We start from the raw sequence: 16,667 nt of genomic DNA on the forward strand, positions 1-16,667 counted from the left end.
ATCTTAAAGAAAAGTAAAGCTGTAGACCTGAGTGTCTTATGCTCTAGCGGCGAAGTGGACACGCCTCAAAGAATAAGGATTGCTTGAAGCAGTCAAACTTCTTTGGAAGCCCCCACTTCAAATTTTCGCTAGAAAATTAAGTGGGGGTAGTTCACTGAGACAGTTTTTGCTTAATCAAATAATGGTTCGTATCCACTTTTCGATACGTGAAGATCATTCCATCATCCCCAGCCGTTGCGAGCAACGCTTCAGATGACAAATCGGCGATTTTCGTTCCTGTTGCCCGGTTATAAATGGCACGGCTGGTGATGATATATTGACGGCTCGCCGCCCGCAGCGGCTCCGGAAATTCAGCGGCCACCAATGCGCCGGGCTGGGCTGGATTGATGCGCGCCTTTCCGTAAAAAATCTCCCCGCCGTTCATAAAAAAGGCATCATCCCCTCCAGGGAAGGACAATAGTTGCGAAACATGCCAATCGGAAAGCCGCACCGCATACAGATCATGATCCGATGTTCCTTCCTGTCCGACATACAATACATTTTGTTTTTCGTCATACCCAATCAACGGATTGATGAATACCTTTGGGATTCGCCATTGTTTTTTCGTCTTCATATCATAAACGGCAATCGATCCCGTCAACGTGCGGCTATTGTCCGTGAAGAAAATTTTCCCGTCCCCGATCGCCAATGAACGCGGAGCAGCGATCAGCGGCACCGTTCCAAGAAACCGCATTGTTTTGGCGTCGTAAATCGCCATTTTCGTCGCTCCCGATAGCGCAACATACACCTTGCCGCCATCAATTTTTACATCCGTCGGCTGCGGTCCGGGATGAATTTCTTTCACCATTTTCATGTCGCTGGCGCGAATGACAAACAGTTTGCTGTCTTCGGCGGACAACACATACAACCATCCGGTCGACGAATCATAAGCCAAATGGGAAATGGGGACATTGGTGAAAGCATAATAGGACGATCGAACATAATAGCTCTCATCGGCCGGCAATGGATATTTATAAATTCGATTTTCCCCTTCTTTGATCAAATACAAATTGTACTTTGCATCCATCAACGCATAGTTCGTCGGGAATGGAAGCGCGTTTATCTTAGCAGAGGTGTAACGGTCATACACCGCCTTATTTGTCACCACGTAGGCCCCTTGAACATCTAAAACGGGGCCGTTATAACAGTCGTGCACCATGTTGATATTTCCGGCATCAATGCGCCTTCCCGCAAAAAACACATCGCTTCCGTCAACGATGAGCGGATGGATGGGCGCGCTGCCTCTCGGCCCTTGATACGAAACTCGCTTCACCACCTTCAAATCGGACAGGCGCAATACCGCTAAATCAGGAATGGAAACATTGCGGCCGATGAAGGCCAGACCTCGCTTCTCATCGAAAAACAACGTATTTTCCTCTGAAAAAACGGAAAAAAAGTTAGGATCAGCAATCAGCCGGCTTGTTTGGCGTTTCGCCGCCAAATCCCACATGTACATCTCATACGTCGTCTTCCCGCGCCCGTACTGCTTTCCGAAAGTTACGATTTTGTTGCCTAATAGGCCAAACGGCAATCCGTTATACGGGGCTCGTTGAATCAGCCGTTTTGTTTTGACGTCAAAAACGTCTATCGATGTTTCAGACGGCACATACAGCTTCCCGTCCCGCAAAAGAAGAGTGACCGACCGCTGGGCATATTTCCGCCATAAAGCGCTGTATGCCCGCAGAGAAACGGGTTCCTGCTTTTTGATCGACAATGTGCTCGCTTCGATAAATAATAACATCCCCTTTTCCGTGAGCGCATAAATATACCCATTTTGATCATCCATGACCCAATCGAGCACGCGCCCAGGAAGCTGTTGCGTACGCGGTCCGGCCGCTTCCGCTTTAGCGGAAGGAAACACATGGAAAAGACAGATAAACAAGAAGAGACAAAATAAAAAACCTTTCCTAAATGTTGTTCCCATTCCAATCCCCCGTCAAACAATGATTTCTAATTCCTTCCTTATACATTCCTTGCGCATAGCATAGCTCAAACAATCGAGCACCGACATTTGACCATTCCTTATCCATCCTCAATATCCATGATAGCCCACCGTTGATCATCACTTCAAGCTCTTTTTGCCATACGCCCCCTGTTCGGCCGCATGGTCCCACTTCATTACCTTGGGATGAAAAAAGACTATTACGTCAACTATCATTTCACGTACGGCATGCCGACCGTCATCGTCGACCAAACGATGTTTGATCGTTTGCAAAAAGAAACCGATCCACAAAAGAAAAAGGTGCATATCGGAATTCATCTGACTGACGAAACAAATATTGAACGGGCTGATCAGTTGTTTCAACGCATGGAGTTTTCCTCCATCGCCGATTCGCGCCTGATGATGAGCCGCCACCAAAAGCAAACGTTCGGATTGATCATGTTTGTCGTCACCTTTTTAGGACTCGCCTTTTTGGTCACATCCGGCTGCATTCTTTACTTCAAGCAAATGGGCGCCGGCGAAGAAGAGCGGCCGAATTACACCATTTTGCGCAAACTGGGATTCACCGAAAAAGACTTGCTCGGGGGCATTCGGCGGAAACAGCTGTTCTACTTTGGCATCCCGTTGTTGCTGGGATTGTCCCATAGCTATTTCGCCGTCCGCTCCGGCTGGTTCTTTTTCGGCACCGAACTGTGGATGCCGATGTTGACGGTGATGGCGATTTACACGGTCTGCTATTCGCTGTTTGGCGTGTTGTCCGTTCGTTATTACAAAAAGCTAATTCGCGAGGCGCTTTAAAACGATGCAGCGAGTGAGGGAAGAACCAAAACCGTTCCAACGTTCGCCCACTCGATCAGTGGTCATCCCATTCTGAAGATGCAGTTCCAGTTGACGGAACGAATTTTAGCTTTATCGAACACGAAAAGCCCTTAGAGTAGCGAATGACTCTAAGGGCTTTTTTCTTATTTCAACCATTCCGTATGGAAAATGCCTTCTTTGTCGACGCGTTCGTACGTGTGGGCGCCGAAGTAGTCGCGCTGCGCTTGGATTAAGTTGGCCGGGAGCACCGCGGTGCGGTAGCTGTCGTAATAGGCGAGGGCGCTAGCGAATCCTGGCACTGGAATGCCGCGCATCGCCGCGGTGGCGACGATTTCGCGGAGCGCGTCTTGGTAGCGTTCGACGATGTCTTGGAAATACGGATCCAAGAGCAAGTTCGAAAGCGCTGGATCACGGTCGTACGCCTCTTTAATTTTTTGCAAAAATTGCGCGCGGATGATGCAGCCGCCGCGGAAGATCATGGCGATATCACCGTAGCGCAAGTTCCAGTTGTATTCCTCAGAAGCCGCCTTCATTTGCGCAAATCCTTGGGCGTACGAGCAAATTTTGCTCATGTAAAGCGCGCGGCGCACCGCTTCGATGAAGTGAGCGCGGTCGCCTTCAAACGGCTTCACCGCTGGGCCTGCCAGCACTTTGCTTGCTTTCACGCGCTCGTCTTTCATCGCCGAGAGGAAACGGGCGAACACCGATTCCGTGATGATCGGCAGCGGCACGCCCAAATCGAGGGCGTTTTGGCTCGTCCATTTGCCCGTCCCTTTTTGCCCGGCTTTGTCCAAAATGACGTCGACAAGCGGCTTGCCTGTTTCTTCATCGATTTTCGTGAAAATGTCGGCCGTGATCTCGATTAAGTAGCTGTTCAGCTCTCCTTTGTTCCAGTCGGCGAACACTTCGTGCAGCTCTGCAGCATCCATGCCGAGCACATGTTTGAGCAAGAAGTACGCTTCAGCGATCAGCTGCATGTCGCCGTATTCGATGCCGTTGTGCACCATTTTGACATAATGCCCGGCGCCGTCCGGACCGATGTACGTCGTGCACGGTTCGCCGTCGACTTTGGCGGCGATGGCTTCAAAAATCGGGCGCACGAGCTCATGCGCTTCTTTTTGGCCCCCTGGCATGATCGACGGGCCTTTCAGCGCCCCTTCCTCGCCGCCCGAGACGCCCGTGCCAATAAAGTGGATGCCAAGTTCGGCGAGTTCTTTGTTGCGGCGCTGCGTATCTTTAAAATACGTATTGCCGCCGTCAATTACAATATCGCCTTTTTCCAAATGCGGCTTCAGCTGTTCGATCGTCGCGTCCGTCGGCGCGCCCGCTTTCACCATCAGCAAAATTTTCCGCGGTTTTTCCAAGGCGTTGACGAATTCTTCGATGCTGTATGTACCGACAATGTTTTTTCCTTTCGTTTCTTGCAAAAACTCGTCCGTTTTTTCGCGCGAACGGTTGTACACCGCCACCGAATAGCCTTTGCTTTCGATGTTGAGCGCCAAGTTTTTCCCCATGACCGCCAGTCCGATGACGCCGATTTGCTGTTTCGCCATTGTCCAACGTCCCTTTCCGTTTTGGTTTGTTCATCAAACAACATACCATACGTTTGCGCTTGCCTGCAAGTTTTTCTAAACCGATTTAGGAACGAGGCGGCACGACGGACTTTGCTTGACCTGTCCATGCGAAAAGGGGCGTAACGCCCCTCATGCTTAGTAGCCTCCATAATGCGGGAAGCCGTATGGTCCAAACGGGTAATGACCATAAGGCACGCCATACGGGAAGTGATGATAGCCGTCATACCCTCCATGCCAATGATGATGGTGATAACCGTATGGAGGATAGCCGTAGCCGCCAACGTACGGCGGATAAAAGCCGCCCATATACAGACCGAACGGTCGAACCATGGAATGCGCCTCCTCTTCATGAGTTGAAGTTCATTTCCATGATTAGGATATGCGCGGAAGAAAAAACGGTATAGGCAAACACCTATACCGTCTCTTCCTCTTGGATGACCTGGGCCGCGGCCTGGGCGGCGGCCACTTGCTCGCGAATCGCGTCCGCTTCTTCCAAATGGGCAAACAAGACGCGCGGATCCAGCACCGTGAGCAACCGCTCCGGCAGCGTCGCGATCCCGACGACATACGGCGTGCGCTCCGCGGATACGAGCTGCAGCGGTTTGATGGCTTCCGGTTCAATATCGACAATTTCCTTTGCTTCGTCAACGATAAACGCCACCGACAACCCGTCGACCGCGGCGACGACAAGACGCGTCTGCTCGGTTTCCTCGATCGCTTTCCCATATAGAAGCTTTCGCATATCGAGCACCGGCGCGAGCTCGCCGCGGATGCGCGCGACGCCCGCCATACAATCCGGCATATGCGGTACGGCCGTCGGCGCCGTCATTTTCTCAATCGAGACGACATACGCGATCGAGACGGCGTACTGTTCCCGCTCGACGCGAAACACCACGTATTTGTCCATTCCCCCGCCACCTCTTTCGTGATTCGCACTCTGCTTTTTTTATCGGCTCATTCCGGCCGAATGTTTACCGAAAGGTTCAAGAAAAAAGAGCATCCAGCCTCGGGATGCTCATTCGGCATTGGCGACTTCCTCGACAATGGCGACAACCATCTCTGTCAGCTTCACCAGCTCTTCAATCGGCATCCGCTCATTCGTCGTATGGATCTCTTCATAGCCGACTGCGAGGTTGACCGTCGGAATGCCGAAGCCGGCGATGATGTTGGCATCGCTGCCGCCGCCGCTTTTCTCCAGCTTGCACGGCCGTCCGATGTTCGCCGCCGCCCGTTTGGCGACCTCGACGACATGGTCGCCGTCGCTGAACTTAAAGCCCGGGTACATCACTTCCACTTCGACATCGGCGCGCCCCCCCATTTCCGCGGCAACCGTTTCAAACGCCTCTTTCATTTTCGCCACTTGCGCTTCCATTTTTTCCGGAACGAGGGAACGGGCTTCCGCTAAAATATCAACGCGGTCGCAGACGATGTTCGTTTGCGTGCCGCCTTCAAAGCGGCCGATGTTCGCCGTCGTCTCCTCGTCGATGCGGCCGAGCGGCATTTTTGCGATCGCCTTCGCCGCAATCGTAATGGCAGACACTCCTTTTTCCGGCGCCACGCCGGCATGGGCAGTTTTGCCGTGCACAACGACTTTCAGCTTCGCCTGCGTCGGGGCGGCGACGACGATGTTGCCGACTTTGCCGTCGCTGTCCAAGGCATAGCCGTATTTCGCTTGAATGAGCGACGGGTCAAGCGCCTTCGCCCCGACAAGCCCCGACTCTTCGCCGACGGTGATGATAAACTGGATTACGCCGTGCGGGATGTTTTGTTCTTTCAACACGCGAATCGCTTCCAACATGGCCGCCAAGCCCGCCTTGTCGTCCGCCCCTAAAATCGTCGTCCCGTCGGTGACGACATAGCCGTCTTGGATCGACGGTTTCACCCCTTTGCCCGGCACGACCGTATCCATATGCGACGTGAAGTAAATCGGGTCGACCCCGTCTTTCGTCGCGGCGAGCGTGCAAATCAAGTTGCCTGCCCCATGCCCCGTTTTCGCGGCCGCATCGTCTTCGATCACATCGAGGCCAAGCGCTTCAAACTTTTGTTTGAGCACCTTCGCAATGTCCCCTTCATGCTTCGTTTCCGAATCGATTTGCACAAGTTCCAAAAATTCGTCGACAAGACGCTGTTCATTGACCATCGCTTTTTTCCTCCTGCTTATGTACTCCACCTTAAGTATACCGAAATGTTCCGCCAAGAGCCAAACCGGACGCCGGAACGATCAAAACGCTGCAAACGTATAAGAACGCGCTTGAGATGTACCGATACGGGCTGCCTGACCGCCTCTCAACGAGCGAGCTTTCATCCGCTCCCGCTGCGGCAAACGGCCACGCCGCCTCCATCTAAAATATCGTTTGCCGCGAAAAAGGCGTCCGTTGCTTGCTGGACGCCTTCCATCGTTTACAGCGGAATGTTGCCATGTTTTTTCTTCGGCCGCTCCTCGTGCTTGTTTCGAAGCATCTCGAGCGCCTGAATGAGCTTGATTCTCGTATCGCGCGGGTCAATGACGTCATCGATCATGCCGTATTTGGCGGCGACGTACGGATTGGCGAATTTCTCGCGGTATTCGGCAATTTTTTGCGCCCGCGTTTCTTCCGGATTCGGACTTTTTTCAATTTCGCTCGCGAAAATGATGTTCGCCGCTCCTTGCGGCCCCATGACCGCCACTTCGGCGTTCGGCCACGCATAGACGACATCGGCGCCGATCGATTTGCTGTTTAAGGCGACGTACGCGCCGCCGTACGCTTTCCGCAAAATGACGGTGATTTTCGGCACGGTCGCTTCCGAGTAAGCGTACAAAATTTTCGCCCCATGGCGGATGATGCCGCCGTGCTCCTGCTTGACGCCTGGGAAAAAGCCGGTGACGTCCTCAAACGTAATGATCGGGATGTTGAACGAATCGCAAAAACGGATAAAACGCGCCGCCTTGTCGGACGAATCAATGTCAAGCCCGCCGGCCATAAACTTCGGCTGGTTGCACACAAGCCCGACCACTTCGCCTTTAATGCGGGCAAAGCCGATCACGATGTTTTTCGCGAAATCTTTTTGCACCTCAAAAAACGACCCGTCATCGACGACTTGGGCGATGACGTGGCGCACATCGTACGGGCGGACGGCGTCAATCGGCACGACATCGGCCAAATCGGGGCGGTAGTCGTCCCCGTCCGGAATCGGGCCAAACGGCGGCTTTTCGTTGTTGTTGGACGGCAAATAGCCCAAGAGCCGCCGCACTTCAGCGAGCGCCTCCTCTTCATTCGCTGCCGCAAAGTGGGCGTTGCCGCTGATCGTGTTGTGCACGCGGGCGCCGCCTAAATCTTCAGCGCTGATTTTCTCCCCGGTCACCGCTTCAATCACTTTCGGACCGGTGATGAACATTTGGCTCGTTTTTTCGACCATGAACACAAAATCGGTGATGGCCGGCGAATAGACGGCCCCGCCGGCGCACGGCCCCATAATGACGGAAATTTGCGGGATGACGCCGGAATAAATGGCGTTGCGGTAAAAAATGTGTCCGTACCCGTCAAGCGACAAGACCCCTTCTTGAATGCGGGCGCCGCCCGAATCGTTCAAACCGATGACCGGCGCCCCGGTTTTCGCCGCTAAATCCATGATGTTCGCAATTTTTTTCGCGTGCATTTCCCCAAGCGCCCCGCCGAAGACGGTGAAATCTTGCGAAAACACAAACACGGTGCGGCCGTTGATCTTCCCGTAGCCGGTCACCACCCCGTCACCCGGCCCCTTCTTTTCCCCGAGGCCAAAATCGGTGCAGCGGTGCTCGATGAACGGATTGAGCTCGACAAACGTCCCTTCGTCCAAAAGCAAATCAATCCGCTCGCGCGCCGTCAGCTTCCCTTTCGCGTGCTGCTGTTCAATTTTCTCATCGCCCCCGCCCAGTTCAATCTCACGTCGGCGGTCATACAGTTCGTTGATTTTGTCGTACATGTCGCTCATTGGTGTCCCTCCGTTTTCGTCCGTTCACAAAGCTCATACAACACGCCGCCGGTCGATTTCGGGTGCATGAACGCGACCCATGCCCCGCCGGCGCCGCGTTTCGGCGCATCTTGAATCATACGGATGCCGTGCTCCTTCAGCTCGCGGATGCGCTCGGTGATGTCTTCCACCCCAAGCGCCACATGATGAATCCCTTCGCCGCGCTTCTCGATAAATGTCGCCACCGCGCTCTCTGGCGACAGCGGCTCAAGAAGTTCAATTTTCGCCTCTCCCGCCTGCAAAAACGCCACTTTCACCTGTTCCGACTCGACTTCCTCGATGCCAAGAAACGGCAGGCCGAGCACATCCGTATAAAACGGAAGCGCTTTCTCAATCGAACGGACGGCGATGCCGATATGGTCGACTTTTTTCACTTCCATCGTCTGCATCCCCTTTGCCGCAAAATGATGAGGCCAACATTTTATCATTCGCCGTTTCGACAAAAAATCCTGCTTTTTTGTTTTTCTTTGTACGCGCCACGGTCGAGCTTTGGATCGGTTCGCTTCGCATCGGGCATTTTTCCTTGTCCGCCCCGTCGTTTGCCGGTACAATAAACGTAGAACAGCGGACGGAAGGAGGACGGACCGTTGTCGCGCAAAACGCAAAAATTCGTGGTTTACTTGATGCTCATTTGCATGCTGCTGACGACGCTCCTCGCCGGCATCAGCATGTGGTTTTAACCGCAGGCATAAAAAACGCAAGCTTCCCGCTGAGGAGCTTGCGTTTTTTAGCGCACCGCACCATACCGCTTAGCAATGGCGTAAAACGATTCGTTGCTGCGGAGAATGAGCACGTTGGCGCCAATCGGCACCCGTTCATACAAACGCTCGACATCGCGGTTGTGCATGCGCACACAACCTTGCGACACATACCGGCCGATCGACGCCGGGTTGTTCGTGCCGTGAATGCCGTAGATGCGCCCGTCCGTCCCGCGCGCGTTAAAGCCGATCCACCTTGCGCCGAGCGGATTGTTCGGCGCTCCGCCCGGGATGTTCTTTTTCCGATAATACGGGTGTTTCGCCTTTACCGTCACGGTAAACATTCCTTCCGGCGTCAACGCCGCATTCACCCCGGTCGCCACCGGATAGACGGCTTCAATGCGGCCGTCGCGGACGAGCGCGAGCTTATTGATCGCTTTGTTCACAATGACAAGCGGCTTCGCCTCCGCCGCTGTCTGAAAAGGAGCCCCCAATACGGCGGCGATCACGAGACAAATGGCCAACCATACCCGCATATCCGTCCATCCTTTGCTTGAATGTTTGGCTATAGTGTGCGCCAAAACGGATGGATATATGCCCTGCATCATGCCTTCAGCCGCTGCGGTTTTCGTTCGTTTCCGGGATGGAATTCGCTTTTGATGATTAAATATCGCTCCAATTCGCGCACCAAATGAAACAACGCCGCCCGCTCTTCAAACTGTTCGCGCGTCGTTGGCAGCGGCATCGCCTTAAACTGTTCGCGCATCTCGGCAAGGCGCCGCAAAAAGCGGTCCGCCGTATTTCCCGGATGAATGGCGTCGCTTAATTCGTCGATAAAATCGGCGACCATCATCCGCTGCTCGACCGTGTAGACGAGCGATGTCACAAGCGGAAGCATATGCTCGATGATTTCCAACTGCCGCTCACGCATGCGGAAGTAGCGGACATATTCATCCTCATTCCGCCATAATTGATTGTCGGCGTGGCGCATGGCGAGCTTTTTCGCTTTGTCGAGCGTCTCCGCCGCAAGCGGCAGCTCCTTCCCATCCCAATCAAGCTCATTTGTGCGCAAGTAGCGGACGATTTCTTTTAAAATAATGCGAAACAAATCTTCGACAATGCGCTGGTACTCTTTGAGCTCCTTCTCGGCGCTCGGCATATACATGTTCATCAGCAGCGCTACCCCAATGCCAACCGCCACGAGCAAGATCTCATTGGCGACCAATCCCCACGTGATGTCTTGGGCCGCATACAAATGCAAAATAATGACCGAGCTTGTCGCAATGCCTTCATTGATTTTCAAGCGAACCGTCACAGGAATGAACAACAAAAGCAACAGCCCGATCGTCCACGGATGATAGCCGAAGACGGTAAAAAACAACGCCGCAAACCCGATCGCGACAACGCACGCCGCAAAACGAGCCCGGGCGGTCTCAAGCGACCGCTTTTTCGTCACTTGGACGCATAAGATGACGATAATGCCAGCGGAAGCGAAGTTATGAAGACCGATGAGCTGAGCGATGGCAATCGCCAGCGCCGCCCCCACCGCCGTTTTCAATGTCCGATAGCCGATTTTCATCGCGAGTCTCCTTTGCCAATGGTTGCCGACTTCATTGTACAGATGACGGCGCTTTCGGTGCAAGGAAAAACGGACAATCCTGGCCTCCGCTCCGAAGCCGATCTGTCCCAACAGGCGCAAAAGGACAAAAAAGGCGGCTGTCCGCTCATGCAGGGCAAGCCGCCTAGGCTCACGACGGAGATTTCTCATAAATCGTCTTCCCGTCGCGCTCGATTTCCCGCCGGATCGCTTCGTTCAGCGCGTCGAAAAAAAGCACGTCACATGAGTAAATGCCGACAATCTCGTCAAGATCCTCTTTGATTTTCCACTTTTGTTTGCCGGTGTAGTCCACGCACAAGTCAATGTCCGAGTTGTAGCGGGCCGTGCCGCGCGCCCGCGAGCCGAACAAAATGACTTTTTGTATATCTTCTTCGCCCGCGAAATACGCCATCAACCGTTCAAACACGGTCGGGCTCATTCCATAGGTCACGATCGATCACTTCTTTTTTGATGTATTTGAGCAGTGCTTCAATTTCATGGACATATTGTGACATATTGTGATACAATCGATTCTCGTTCATCCATGCCATCGTTCTCCTTTGCCCATTGTCCTAAATGGATCTGCATCTATGGCTTCGAAAATGGCGCTTGATTCGTCTTCATATAACGCTTCAGCTCTTCGTAAAAATTTTCACGCGTCCCCACCAAAACCACCACCACAACATGTCCGCTGTCATCTTGGTCGATCAAATAAGCAATCTCATAATTGATGCCTCGATGATAAATGTCATAACCGTAAATTCCTGCCAAATCACCAGTTTTCGCTTCCCCTGCTTCGGCGGGATCGGTAAGAATCTGCCGCAAGGCTTCTTTCAAACGCTGTTTCAGCACCGGATCTTTCTTTGTCAGCTTTTTGATGGTTTTTTCTGCTTTTGGGAGCAATTGCAGCCGATTATGGTTCATCATCTTCACCAAATAACTCCTCTAACGTATCCGCGGTATACGTTTTTGCCTTCGGTCTTTCCTCAGAAATCATCGCGTTGAATGCAGGTGCAATTTGCGATTTACGGTATACAAATTCTTTGTATAGTTCTTCGCCTGTATATCCTTCTTCGATCAAGTCTTTTAAAATCAGATCGGAAAAGTCAAAATGATCCTCATGAATCGGATGAATAATTAACTTATTATCCGCTAACTCAATTAACACCTCGTTTCCAATTCCTAATTGCTCATAAAAATCCTTTGGGATCGTAATTTGTTTTTTGCTCGATACGGCAATTCGTTTCACAAGGTTTTTCTTACGGTTAGGGATATTGTCCATCGGTACCTTCTCCTTTGTCATCGAATCTGATGGCACCATATTATTCCCCTCCTTCCAAAAAAATAACCAAATTTCTTGGTTTCTTTACTAATGATCATAGCATGGTGGGGAAACAAACACAATGATTTTCCCATACCGTAGGGAGGAGAAGTGTTCAATGTTTGCGGAAGAGGAATAGATTGATGCAAACACTAACATCCTAGTGGAACAAAGCGGAGAATTCCTGAACAAAACGACGCTCAATTGATGGAGGCCAAGGTTCTCAAAGATAGCGATTATTATTTCAAATAGGAACTTTCATAAATGATACGAATTCGAACGTCCATGGTGTGGAAATTCCTTCACTTTCCTTGTGTTTCAAAGATTCATTCGACGCAAGGCGAAAAAAAATCCTCCCGATTTTTGTCGGGAGGGTGCGAAATGTGAGTTCCATTGTACCGATAACAGCGCTTTCGATGCAACTGAAAAACGGACAGCGCGCCCGTCCTACAGCCGCCGGACACAAAAAAAACGGCCGTCCGCTCATGCGGGGCAGGCCGCCTAGGCTCACGACGGAGATTTCTCATAAATCGTTTTCCCGTCGCGCTCGATTTGGCGCTTGATGGCTTCGTTCAGCGCGTCGAAAAAAGCACGTCGCACAATGAACACTCCCTACACCGAAAGACGCAAAATTGGCCAAAAATCGTCATCATGACAATACAATTTCCCTATTATTTGTGAATATACTGTGAATTTCCATGTAAAAGGTTTACATCTTCTTTTTTTTTTTATAATGCCATTGAATTTTACAAACATTTCAAATTCATGATTAGAGAGGGCGTTCCATATGAAATGGGTGTTCATTTCAAGAATGGCGTCCCGCTTAAAAGCGGAAGCTAGTTTCATATTCGTATTTTCTGGGGTTTTGATCTTTGTTTGCCTCAATCCTAGGCAAGAAGAAACGCGCAGTTTTCCACAAACCAAAGACGATAAGTATTATGGCCAAATTGTTGGCCAAACGGTTGGTTCAAGAGGATACGTGACCATTACGGTCAAATAACGATGCCGAATCCGGATGATGAGGAAGTCAGGGATACGCCTAAAAAAGAATGCGGAGATCCCTGACCGCATTTTTCATTTGTCAACTTCTCAGAAAGAAAGCGGTTGATCGGTGATGAGGTGGAAATGGCTGTTTGTTTTTTATTGGAAACGATTGTTGAAAAGCAAGTTATACGTTGGCGCCAGCATCCTATTTTTTGTTTTGCTGCTTGTCAGGTTCGTTTTATTCTTTTCAGACGATATGAATGCAGGCATGGAATACTCTGGAGATTTGCCTTCTGAAGTGTTCATGCTTGTCCAAATCGTTTCGCTCTTTTACATCGTATGGTTCTACTTTCTCTACTCCAACGAGCTTCGTTACGGCGTTTCGTCATGGTTCGCCGACGGCTACCGGATTTTGCTGGAGAAAATGAGCGCCTTGCTGGCGGTTCATGCGCTGTGCCAAGGGATCATGCTGATGATGAGCTACGGCGTTTTTTCACTCGTGTATCTCTTCGTTGGGGTGGAGCCTTCGGATCTGTATTGGTCGCTGCTTCGGTTTCTCGCCGTCTACCAGTTTGGACCGCTCGTGCTCACCGTTCTGTACGGCGTCATCATCGCGCTGCTGTTGGAAACGAAAAAGGTCAGTTTTTTCGCTATGTTGCTTGTATGGATCCTGACCGGCCCGATGACGACTGAGCTGTTCATCGATTTGTCCCAAACCGTTCATGCCCGCGACTGGACGTCGCTGCTGTTTATCGGAAAACACGCCATTCAACAGGCGTATGATTCCTACATCGGGTTTGAGGTCGACCGCGGCGGGGAATGGAAATGGGCCGCGTGGTTTCTTTCCCTTGTCGGGTTGGCATTGTTGTCGTCGATCCGCTTTACGCAGACGAGAAAGGAGCGAAACGCCGTCCTGAAAGCGCTGCTCATCTTTCCGTTTCTGATCGTCCTAACCGCCTGCCACTCCTTGCAAACGAACACCAAGGCGTTCACTCGGGCCGATCAGACGACCGAACTTGAGGAGTACCGTCGAATGCCGCAAACCATCAAGGCCGATTTGCGCTACCGTATCCAGTCGTATGACCTTTCTTTGCATGGATCGCGCGCGGTCGTGCGCGTGGCCTTGTCCCAGTTGGACACGAACCGGCCCACGTTTCAACTGTACCATTTGTATCCGCTCCACTCGATTGAAGCGGACCACCAGCCCGTCACGTTTACGAGAAACGGCGATCTCGTGACCGTGCGGCTGCCCAAACGCGCCTCGACGCTCACCTTTTCCTATGAGATCGTCGATACGGCGCTCATTCCGTACACCAACGGCCGCCTCGTCCTGTTGGCGGATCGGGCGTGGTATCCGAAAAGGAGGGCTTCGCACATGTATCGGGCTTATGAATATCGGGTGGCGGGAACGAGAGCTTGGGATGGGGCGTTCACCGATCAATTCATTCCGAATGAAACGTACACCTTTACCTTGCACGTGGACGGCGATGTGCTGTTTTGCAATGTGCCAAAGCGGGGGACGGGTTACCGAGGGAAAGCGCAGGCGGTCACCTTGATCAAAGGGCAAGGGCATCAACTCGTCGATCAAGGATATGAGATCACCTACCCGGCTGACTGGCCGCACATGGCGGAACGGGCGCCGACGGTCATCCGCCAGTTGGAAAAAACGTTTCATCATGTCCAACAAATCGCATCCACGGCGGTTTCAGCGCTGCCGAACAAGATTGTGTTCTCCAGCTCGGGGCTATCCTCGTTTATGGCCCATGACCATCTTGTCTATAACACGAATTTTTTTTCGATTGGCACCTATCATATGGAACGAGATTATTATGAAAAAATGCTCCGTCTTTCGGTTCCGCCGAAAGGATCGCGGATCATGTACAACGAGTGGATTTCGCTGGCCACCCGCTGGCTGATGCAAAAACAAGGCCTTTCGGTGATCGACTGGAGCTCCAAAAGCGAGTGGTTCGAGTCGCAGCCGTCATCCGTCAAGAAGCAAATTGAAGCCATTTATCAGGCGTTTCAGCCGCTGGATGTCGACCAAAAGCAACGATGTTTGCGGACATGGTATGCGAACATGGACGACGGTTGGACATGGGACCGCATCTTGGAGATGATGCAGGAGGTGAACGGCGTTGGCGGTCGTCATTGAAGGATTGACGAAAATCGTGAAAAAGAAGCCGATTTTATCCGATGTCTCCCTCACCCTCTCCGGCGTGTACGGCTTGCTGGGGCCAAACGGCGCCGGCAAGACGACGTTGATGCGCATTGTGGCCGGACTGTTGGAGTTCAATGCCGGACGGGTGTCGCTCGGAGACGAGCCGATCAGCACGGGCGCGAGAGTGAAGCGGGTAAACGAGATCGGCTATTTGCCGCAAGAGTTTATGATGTATCCGGAGCTGACGATGTATGAAGTGCTTGAGCATCTCGCCGTCTTGCAAGGGGAACATCCCGCCGCCTGCCGCTCCAAAATCGAGAAGGTCATCGAACAAGTCAACTTGTCTTCGCACCTCAACAAAAAAATGCGCGAGCTGTCCGGCGGCATGCGGCGGCGGGTGGGCATTGCCATGCTGCTGCTTCGGGAGCCGTCCATCCTCCTGTTTGATGAGCCGACGGCCGGGCTTGACATCCGCGAGCGCGTGCGGTTTCGCAATTTGTTGAAGCGGCTGGGGCACGATCATACGATCGTCATCTCTTCGCACCTTGTCGAGGACATTGAATTTTTGTGCACGAAAATCGGGGTGTTGGACCGCGGCGTGGTGCTGTTTGAAGGCAGTCCCGATGAGCTCAAGCAAAAAGCCGCCCCTTATACGTATGAGTTGGACGTGCCATTGGAGGAGCTTGACTCGGTTATGGCCGCCAACGAAGTCGTGCAAATGAGCGAAGAGCCTTCCCACGTCGTCGTGCGCGTCTTGTCCGAACAACCCATCGGCCGGCCTGTCGCCCCGCGGCTGATGGACGGATATTTGGCGTTGTTGAAAGAGGCGGAAGCGCATGGATAAAAAAACGATCGCCCATCATTTTTCTTTTGACCGCCGCTTGCTCGGCCGATTGTACTGGTTTCCGTTTCTCGTGTATGGGCTGTGCGTCGGGTTGATGGGGATCTTGTCCGCCCGCTCCGACGAACCGTTTTTGCCGTACACCGTCATCCAAGGCATTGCCGTGCCGATCGCCGGATGGCATCTCGTCTTTTTGTACCGCCATTTGTACGACGAAGGGGCGAAAGACGCGTTGGTATGGCATTACCGGAAAGCGGTCGTCTTCGACTTGGTCCGCTATGCCGTTTTGCATGGGGGATGCATCGCTCTTCTTGTCGCGGCGGTCATAGGGATTCAAGGAACGATGTTTCTCACCGCTCCCGTGTTGGGGCACCTGTTTCTGTTGTTTTTGTTTTACCAGTTGATTGGGCTTGCCTTGTTAGGCGTCTTTGGCAGCCTGGATGTCGCCTTGTCCGTCATCGCGGTCTATACGTTTATGGAAGTCGCGACGCAAGGGACGTTCATGCCGTGGCCGCATCTGTTTTTGTTTCAAGCGCCGGCGGATTCGCTGTCCCTCCTTCTCCCCATGATGTGGCTGGGGGCGGGCATTGTGATCGCCGCCGTTTTGATTGGACGGGAGTTTTGGTAAACGAGGGCGGAACCCAACAGAGGAATGTGGGGGCTTGCTGGTGTGGTCTCCGTTCGTTGGACACACCCGTACAGCC

At 52.3% G+C, this 16,667-nt stretch carries 19 protein-coding genes and 1 pseudogene; 6 read left to right on the forward strand and 14 right to left on the reverse strand.

Annotation, left to right across the window (positions count from 1 at the left end; genetic code table 11):
- Nucleotides 1-151: 151 nt before the first annotated feature.
- Nucleotides 152-1,963 carry a YncE family protein gene (locus tag ETC02_RS13045; RefSeq protein WP_050367513.1) on the reverse strand — a complete coding sequence of 604 codons (1,812 nt, stop codon included), beginning with the start codon at nucleotides 1,961-1,963 and terminating at the stop codon, nucleotides 152-154.
- 174 nt (nucleotides 1,964-2,137) lie between these two features.
- On the opposite strand from ETC02_RS13045, the pseudogene ETC02_RS13050 reads away from it, so the two are divergent.
- A pseudogene (locus tag ETC02_RS13050) lies at nucleotides 2,138-2,779 on the forward strand (ABC transporter permease); the annotation flags it as partial.
- Nucleotides 2,780-2,943: 164 nt separating this feature from the next.
- On the opposite strand, the gene gndA reads toward ETC02_RS13050, so the two are convergent.
- The 7 genes from gndA to mce form a co-directional block, all read right to left on the reverse strand.
- The gene (gene gndA, locus ETC02_RS13055; RefSeq protein WP_050367515.1) at nucleotides 2,944-4,353 is read right to left on the reverse strand and encodes an NADP-dependent phosphogluconate dehydrogenase; all 1,410 of its coding nucleotides are present in this window, start codon (nucleotides 4,351-4,353) and stop codon (nucleotides 2,944-2,946) included.
- Between the two features lie 156 nt (nucleotides 4,354-4,509).
- The gene (locus tag ETC02_RS13060; RefSeq protein ID WP_094238929.1) at nucleotides 4,510-4,704 is read right to left on the reverse strand and encodes a hypothetical protein; all 195 of its coding nucleotides are present in this window, start codon (nucleotides 4,702-4,704) and stop codon (nucleotides 4,510-4,512) included.
- Nucleotides 4,705-4,786: 82 nt separating this feature from the next.
- The gene (locus tag ETC02_RS13065; RefSeq protein ID WP_011231828.1) at nucleotides 4,787-5,281 is read right to left on the reverse strand and encodes a chemotaxis protein CheW; all 495 of its coding nucleotides are present in this window, start codon (nucleotides 5,279-5,281) and stop codon (nucleotides 4,787-4,789) included.
- 108 nt (nucleotides 5,282-5,389) lie between these two features.
- Nucleotides 5,390-6,514 (reverse strand): tripeptidase T, encoded by a 1,125-nt coding sequence (locus ETC02_RS13070; RefSeq protein ID WP_033005758.1) that lies wholly within the window; start codon nucleotides 6,512-6,514, stop codon nucleotides 5,390-5,392.
- Nucleotides 6,515-6,545: 31 nt separating this feature from the next.
- Nucleotides 6,546-6,716, reverse strand: coding sequence for a hypothetical protein (locus tag ETC02_RS13075; RefSeq protein ID WP_157074349.1), 171 nt, complete (start codon nucleotides 6,714-6,716; stop codon nucleotides 6,546-6,548).
- Nucleotides 6,717-6,774: 58 nt separating this feature from the next.
- Nucleotides 6,775-8,325 carry an acyl-CoA carboxylase subunit beta gene (locus ETC02_RS13080; RefSeq protein WP_044741235.1) on the reverse strand — a complete coding sequence of 517 codons (1,551 nt, stop codon included), beginning with the start codon at nucleotides 8,323-8,325 and terminating at the stop codon, nucleotides 6,775-6,777.
- A complete protein-coding gene (gene mce, locus ETC02_RS13085) occupies nucleotides 8,322-8,744 on the reverse strand; it encodes a methylmalonyl-CoA epimerase (RefSeq protein ID WP_033005773.1) in 423 nt (140 codons plus the stop codon). Before mce ends, ETC02_RS13080 begins: the two co-directional genes overlap by 4 nt.
- A 207-nt stretch (nucleotides 8,745-8,951) precedes the next feature.
- Between mce and prli42 the strand changes: the two genes are divergently transcribed.
- The gene (prli42, locus tag ETC02_RS13090) at nucleotides 8,952-9,044 is read left to right on the forward strand and encodes a stressosome-associated protein Prli42 (protein ID WP_012820630.1); all 93 of its coding nucleotides are present in this window, start codon (nucleotides 8,952-8,954) and stop codon (nucleotides 9,042-9,044) included.
- A gap of 47 nt (nucleotides 9,045-9,091) precedes the next feature.
- Here prli42 and ETC02_RS13095 read toward each other — a convergent pair whose 3' ends face one another.
- The 6 genes from ETC02_RS13095 to ETC02_RS13120 all read right to left on the reverse strand — a co-directional run bounded on the left by ETC02_RS13095 (nucleotide 9,092) and on the right by ETC02_RS13120 (nucleotide 12,580).
- A complete protein-coding gene (locus ETC02_RS13095) occupies nucleotides 9,092-9,598 on the reverse strand; it encodes a L,D-transpeptidase (RefSeq protein ID WP_050367518.1) in 507 nt (168 codons plus the stop codon).
- 68 nt (nucleotides 9,599-9,666) lie between these two features.
- Entirely contained in the window at nucleotides 9,667-10,641 is a 975-nt protein-coding gene (locus ETC02_RS13100; RefSeq protein ID WP_033009029.1) for an aromatic acid exporter family protein, read from the reverse strand.
- Between the two features lie 169 nt (nucleotides 10,642-10,810).
- On the reverse strand, nucleotides 10,811-11,098 hold the full coding sequence (gene mntA, locus ETC02_RS13105) for a type VII toxin-antitoxin system MntA family adenylyltransferase antitoxin (RefSeq protein ID WP_081132527.1): 288 nt from the start codon (nucleotides 11,096-11,098) through the stop codon (nucleotides 10,811-10,813).
- Nucleotides 11,099-11,247: 149 nt separating this feature from the next.
- Complete coding sequence (locus ETC02_RS13110) at nucleotides 11,248-11,586, reverse strand: type II toxin-antitoxin system RelE/ParE family toxin (protein ID WP_050367519.1); 339 nt, start codon at nucleotides 11,584-11,586, stop codon at nucleotides 11,248-11,250.
- Entirely contained in the window at nucleotides 11,573-11,980 is a 408-nt protein-coding gene (locus ETC02_RS13115; RefSeq protein WP_233130393.1) for an AbrB/MazE/SpoVT family DNA-binding domain-containing protein, read from the reverse strand. The genes ETC02_RS13110 and ETC02_RS13115 overlap by 14 nt, the downstream gene beginning before the upstream one ends.
- Before the next feature lie 507 nt (nucleotides 11,981-12,487).
- The gene (locus tag ETC02_RS13120) at nucleotides 12,488-12,580 is read right to left on the reverse strand and encodes a nucleotidyltransferase (protein ID WP_371810207.1); all 93 of its coding nucleotides are present in this window, start codon (nucleotides 12,578-12,580) and stop codon (nucleotides 12,488-12,490) included.
- 187 nt (nucleotides 12,581-12,767) lie between these two features.
- On the opposite strand from ETC02_RS13120, the gene ETC02_RS13125 reads away from it, so the two are divergent.
- From ETC02_RS13125 to ETC02_RS13140, 4 genes are all read left to right on the forward strand, one after another.
- Nucleotides 12,768-12,980, forward strand: coding sequence for a hypothetical protein (locus tag ETC02_RS13125; protein ID WP_171698330.1), 213 nt, complete (start codon nucleotides 12,768-12,770; stop codon nucleotides 12,978-12,980).
- Nucleotides 12,981-13,094: 114 nt separating this feature from the next.
- The gene (locus tag ETC02_RS13130; protein WP_063211665.1) at nucleotides 13,095-15,116 is read left to right on the forward strand and encodes a M1 aminopeptidase family protein; all 2,022 of its coding nucleotides are present in this window, start codon (nucleotides 13,095-13,097) and stop codon (nucleotides 15,114-15,116) included.
- Nucleotides 15,100-15,966, forward strand: coding sequence for an ATP-binding cassette domain-containing protein (locus ETC02_RS13135; protein WP_011231846.1), 867 nt, complete (start codon nucleotides 15,100-15,102; stop codon nucleotides 15,964-15,966). Before ETC02_RS13130 ends, ETC02_RS13135 begins: the two co-directional genes overlap by 17 nt.
- A complete protein-coding gene (locus tag ETC02_RS13140) occupies nucleotides 15,959-16,591 on the forward strand; it encodes a hypothetical protein (RefSeq protein ID WP_020756650.1) in 633 nt (210 codons plus the stop codon). The genes ETC02_RS13135 and ETC02_RS13140 overlap by 8 nt, the downstream gene beginning before the upstream one ends.
- Nucleotides 16,592-16,667: the final 76 nt, after the last annotated feature.

Source organism: Geobacillus sp. DSP4a, assembly GCF_013096875.1.
Lineage (GTDB): Bacteria > Bacillota > Bacilli > Bacillales > Anoxybacillaceae > Geobacillus > Geobacillus thermophilus.

Bases quoted from the DNA above. Each gene is read 5' to 3' on its own strand.
- ETC02_RS13140 (WP_020756650.1), top strand. From the start codon at position 15,959: ATGGATAAAAAAACGATCGCCCATCATTTTTCTTTTGACCGCCGCTTG.
- ETC02_RS13060 (WP_094238929.1), bottom strand. From the start codon at position 4,704: ATGGTTCGACCGTTCGGTCTGTATATGGGCGGCTTTTATCCGCCGTAC.
- ETC02_RS13080 (WP_044741235.1), bottom strand. From the start codon at position 8,325: ATGAGCGACATGTACGACAAAATCAACGAACTGTATGACCGCCGACGT.
- ETC02_RS13110 (WP_050367519.1), bottom strand. From the start codon at position 11,586: ATGATGAACCATAATCGGCTGCAATTGCTCCCAAAAGCAGAAAAAACC.
- ETC02_RS13125 (WP_171698330.1), top strand. From the start codon at position 12,768: ATGAAATGGGTGTTCATTTCAAGAATGGCGTCCCGCTTAAAAGCGGAA.
- ETC02_RS13070 (WP_033005758.1), bottom strand. From the start codon at position 6,514: ATGGTCAATGAACAGCGTCTTGTCGACGAATTTTTGGAACTTGTGCAA.
- ETC02_RS13045 (WP_050367513.1), bottom strand. From the start codon at position 1,963: ATGGGAACAACATTTAGGAAAGGTTTTTTATTTTGTCTCTTCTTGTTT.
- gndA (WP_050367515.1), bottom strand. From the start codon at position 4,353: ATGGCGAAACAGCAAATCGGCGTCATCGGACTGGCGGTCATGGGGAAA.
- ETC02_RS13095 (WP_050367518.1), bottom strand. From the start codon at position 9,598: ATGCGGGTATGGTTGGCCATTTGTCTCGTGATCGCCGCCGTATTGGGG.
- ETC02_RS13115 (WP_233130393.1), bottom strand. From the start codon at position 11,980: ATGGTGCCATCAGATTCGATGACAAAGGAGAAGGTACCGATGGACAAT.
- mce (WP_033005773.1), bottom strand. From the start codon at position 8,744: ATGGAAGTGAAAAAAGTCGACCATATCGGCATCGCCGTCCGTTCGATT.
- ETC02_RS13100 (WP_033009029.1), bottom strand. From the start codon at position 10,641: ATGAAAATCGGCTATCGGACATTGAAAACGGCGGTGGGGGCGGCGCTG.
- ETC02_RS13075 (WP_157074349.1), bottom strand. From the start codon at position 6,716: ATGGAGGCGGCGTGGCCGTTTGCCGCAGCGGGAGCGGATGAAAGCTCG.
- ETC02_RS13065 (WP_011231828.1), bottom strand. From the start codon at position 5,281: ATGGACAAATACGTGGTGTTTCGCGTCGAGCGGGAACAGTACGCCGTC.
- ETC02_RS13130 (WP_063211665.1), top strand. From the start codon at position 13,095: ATGAGGTGGAAATGGCTGTTTGTTTTTTATTGGAAACGATTGTTGAAA.
- mntA (WP_081132527.1), bottom strand. From the start codon at position 11,098: ATGAGCCCGACCGTGTTTGAACGGTTGATGGCGTATTTCGCGGGCGAA.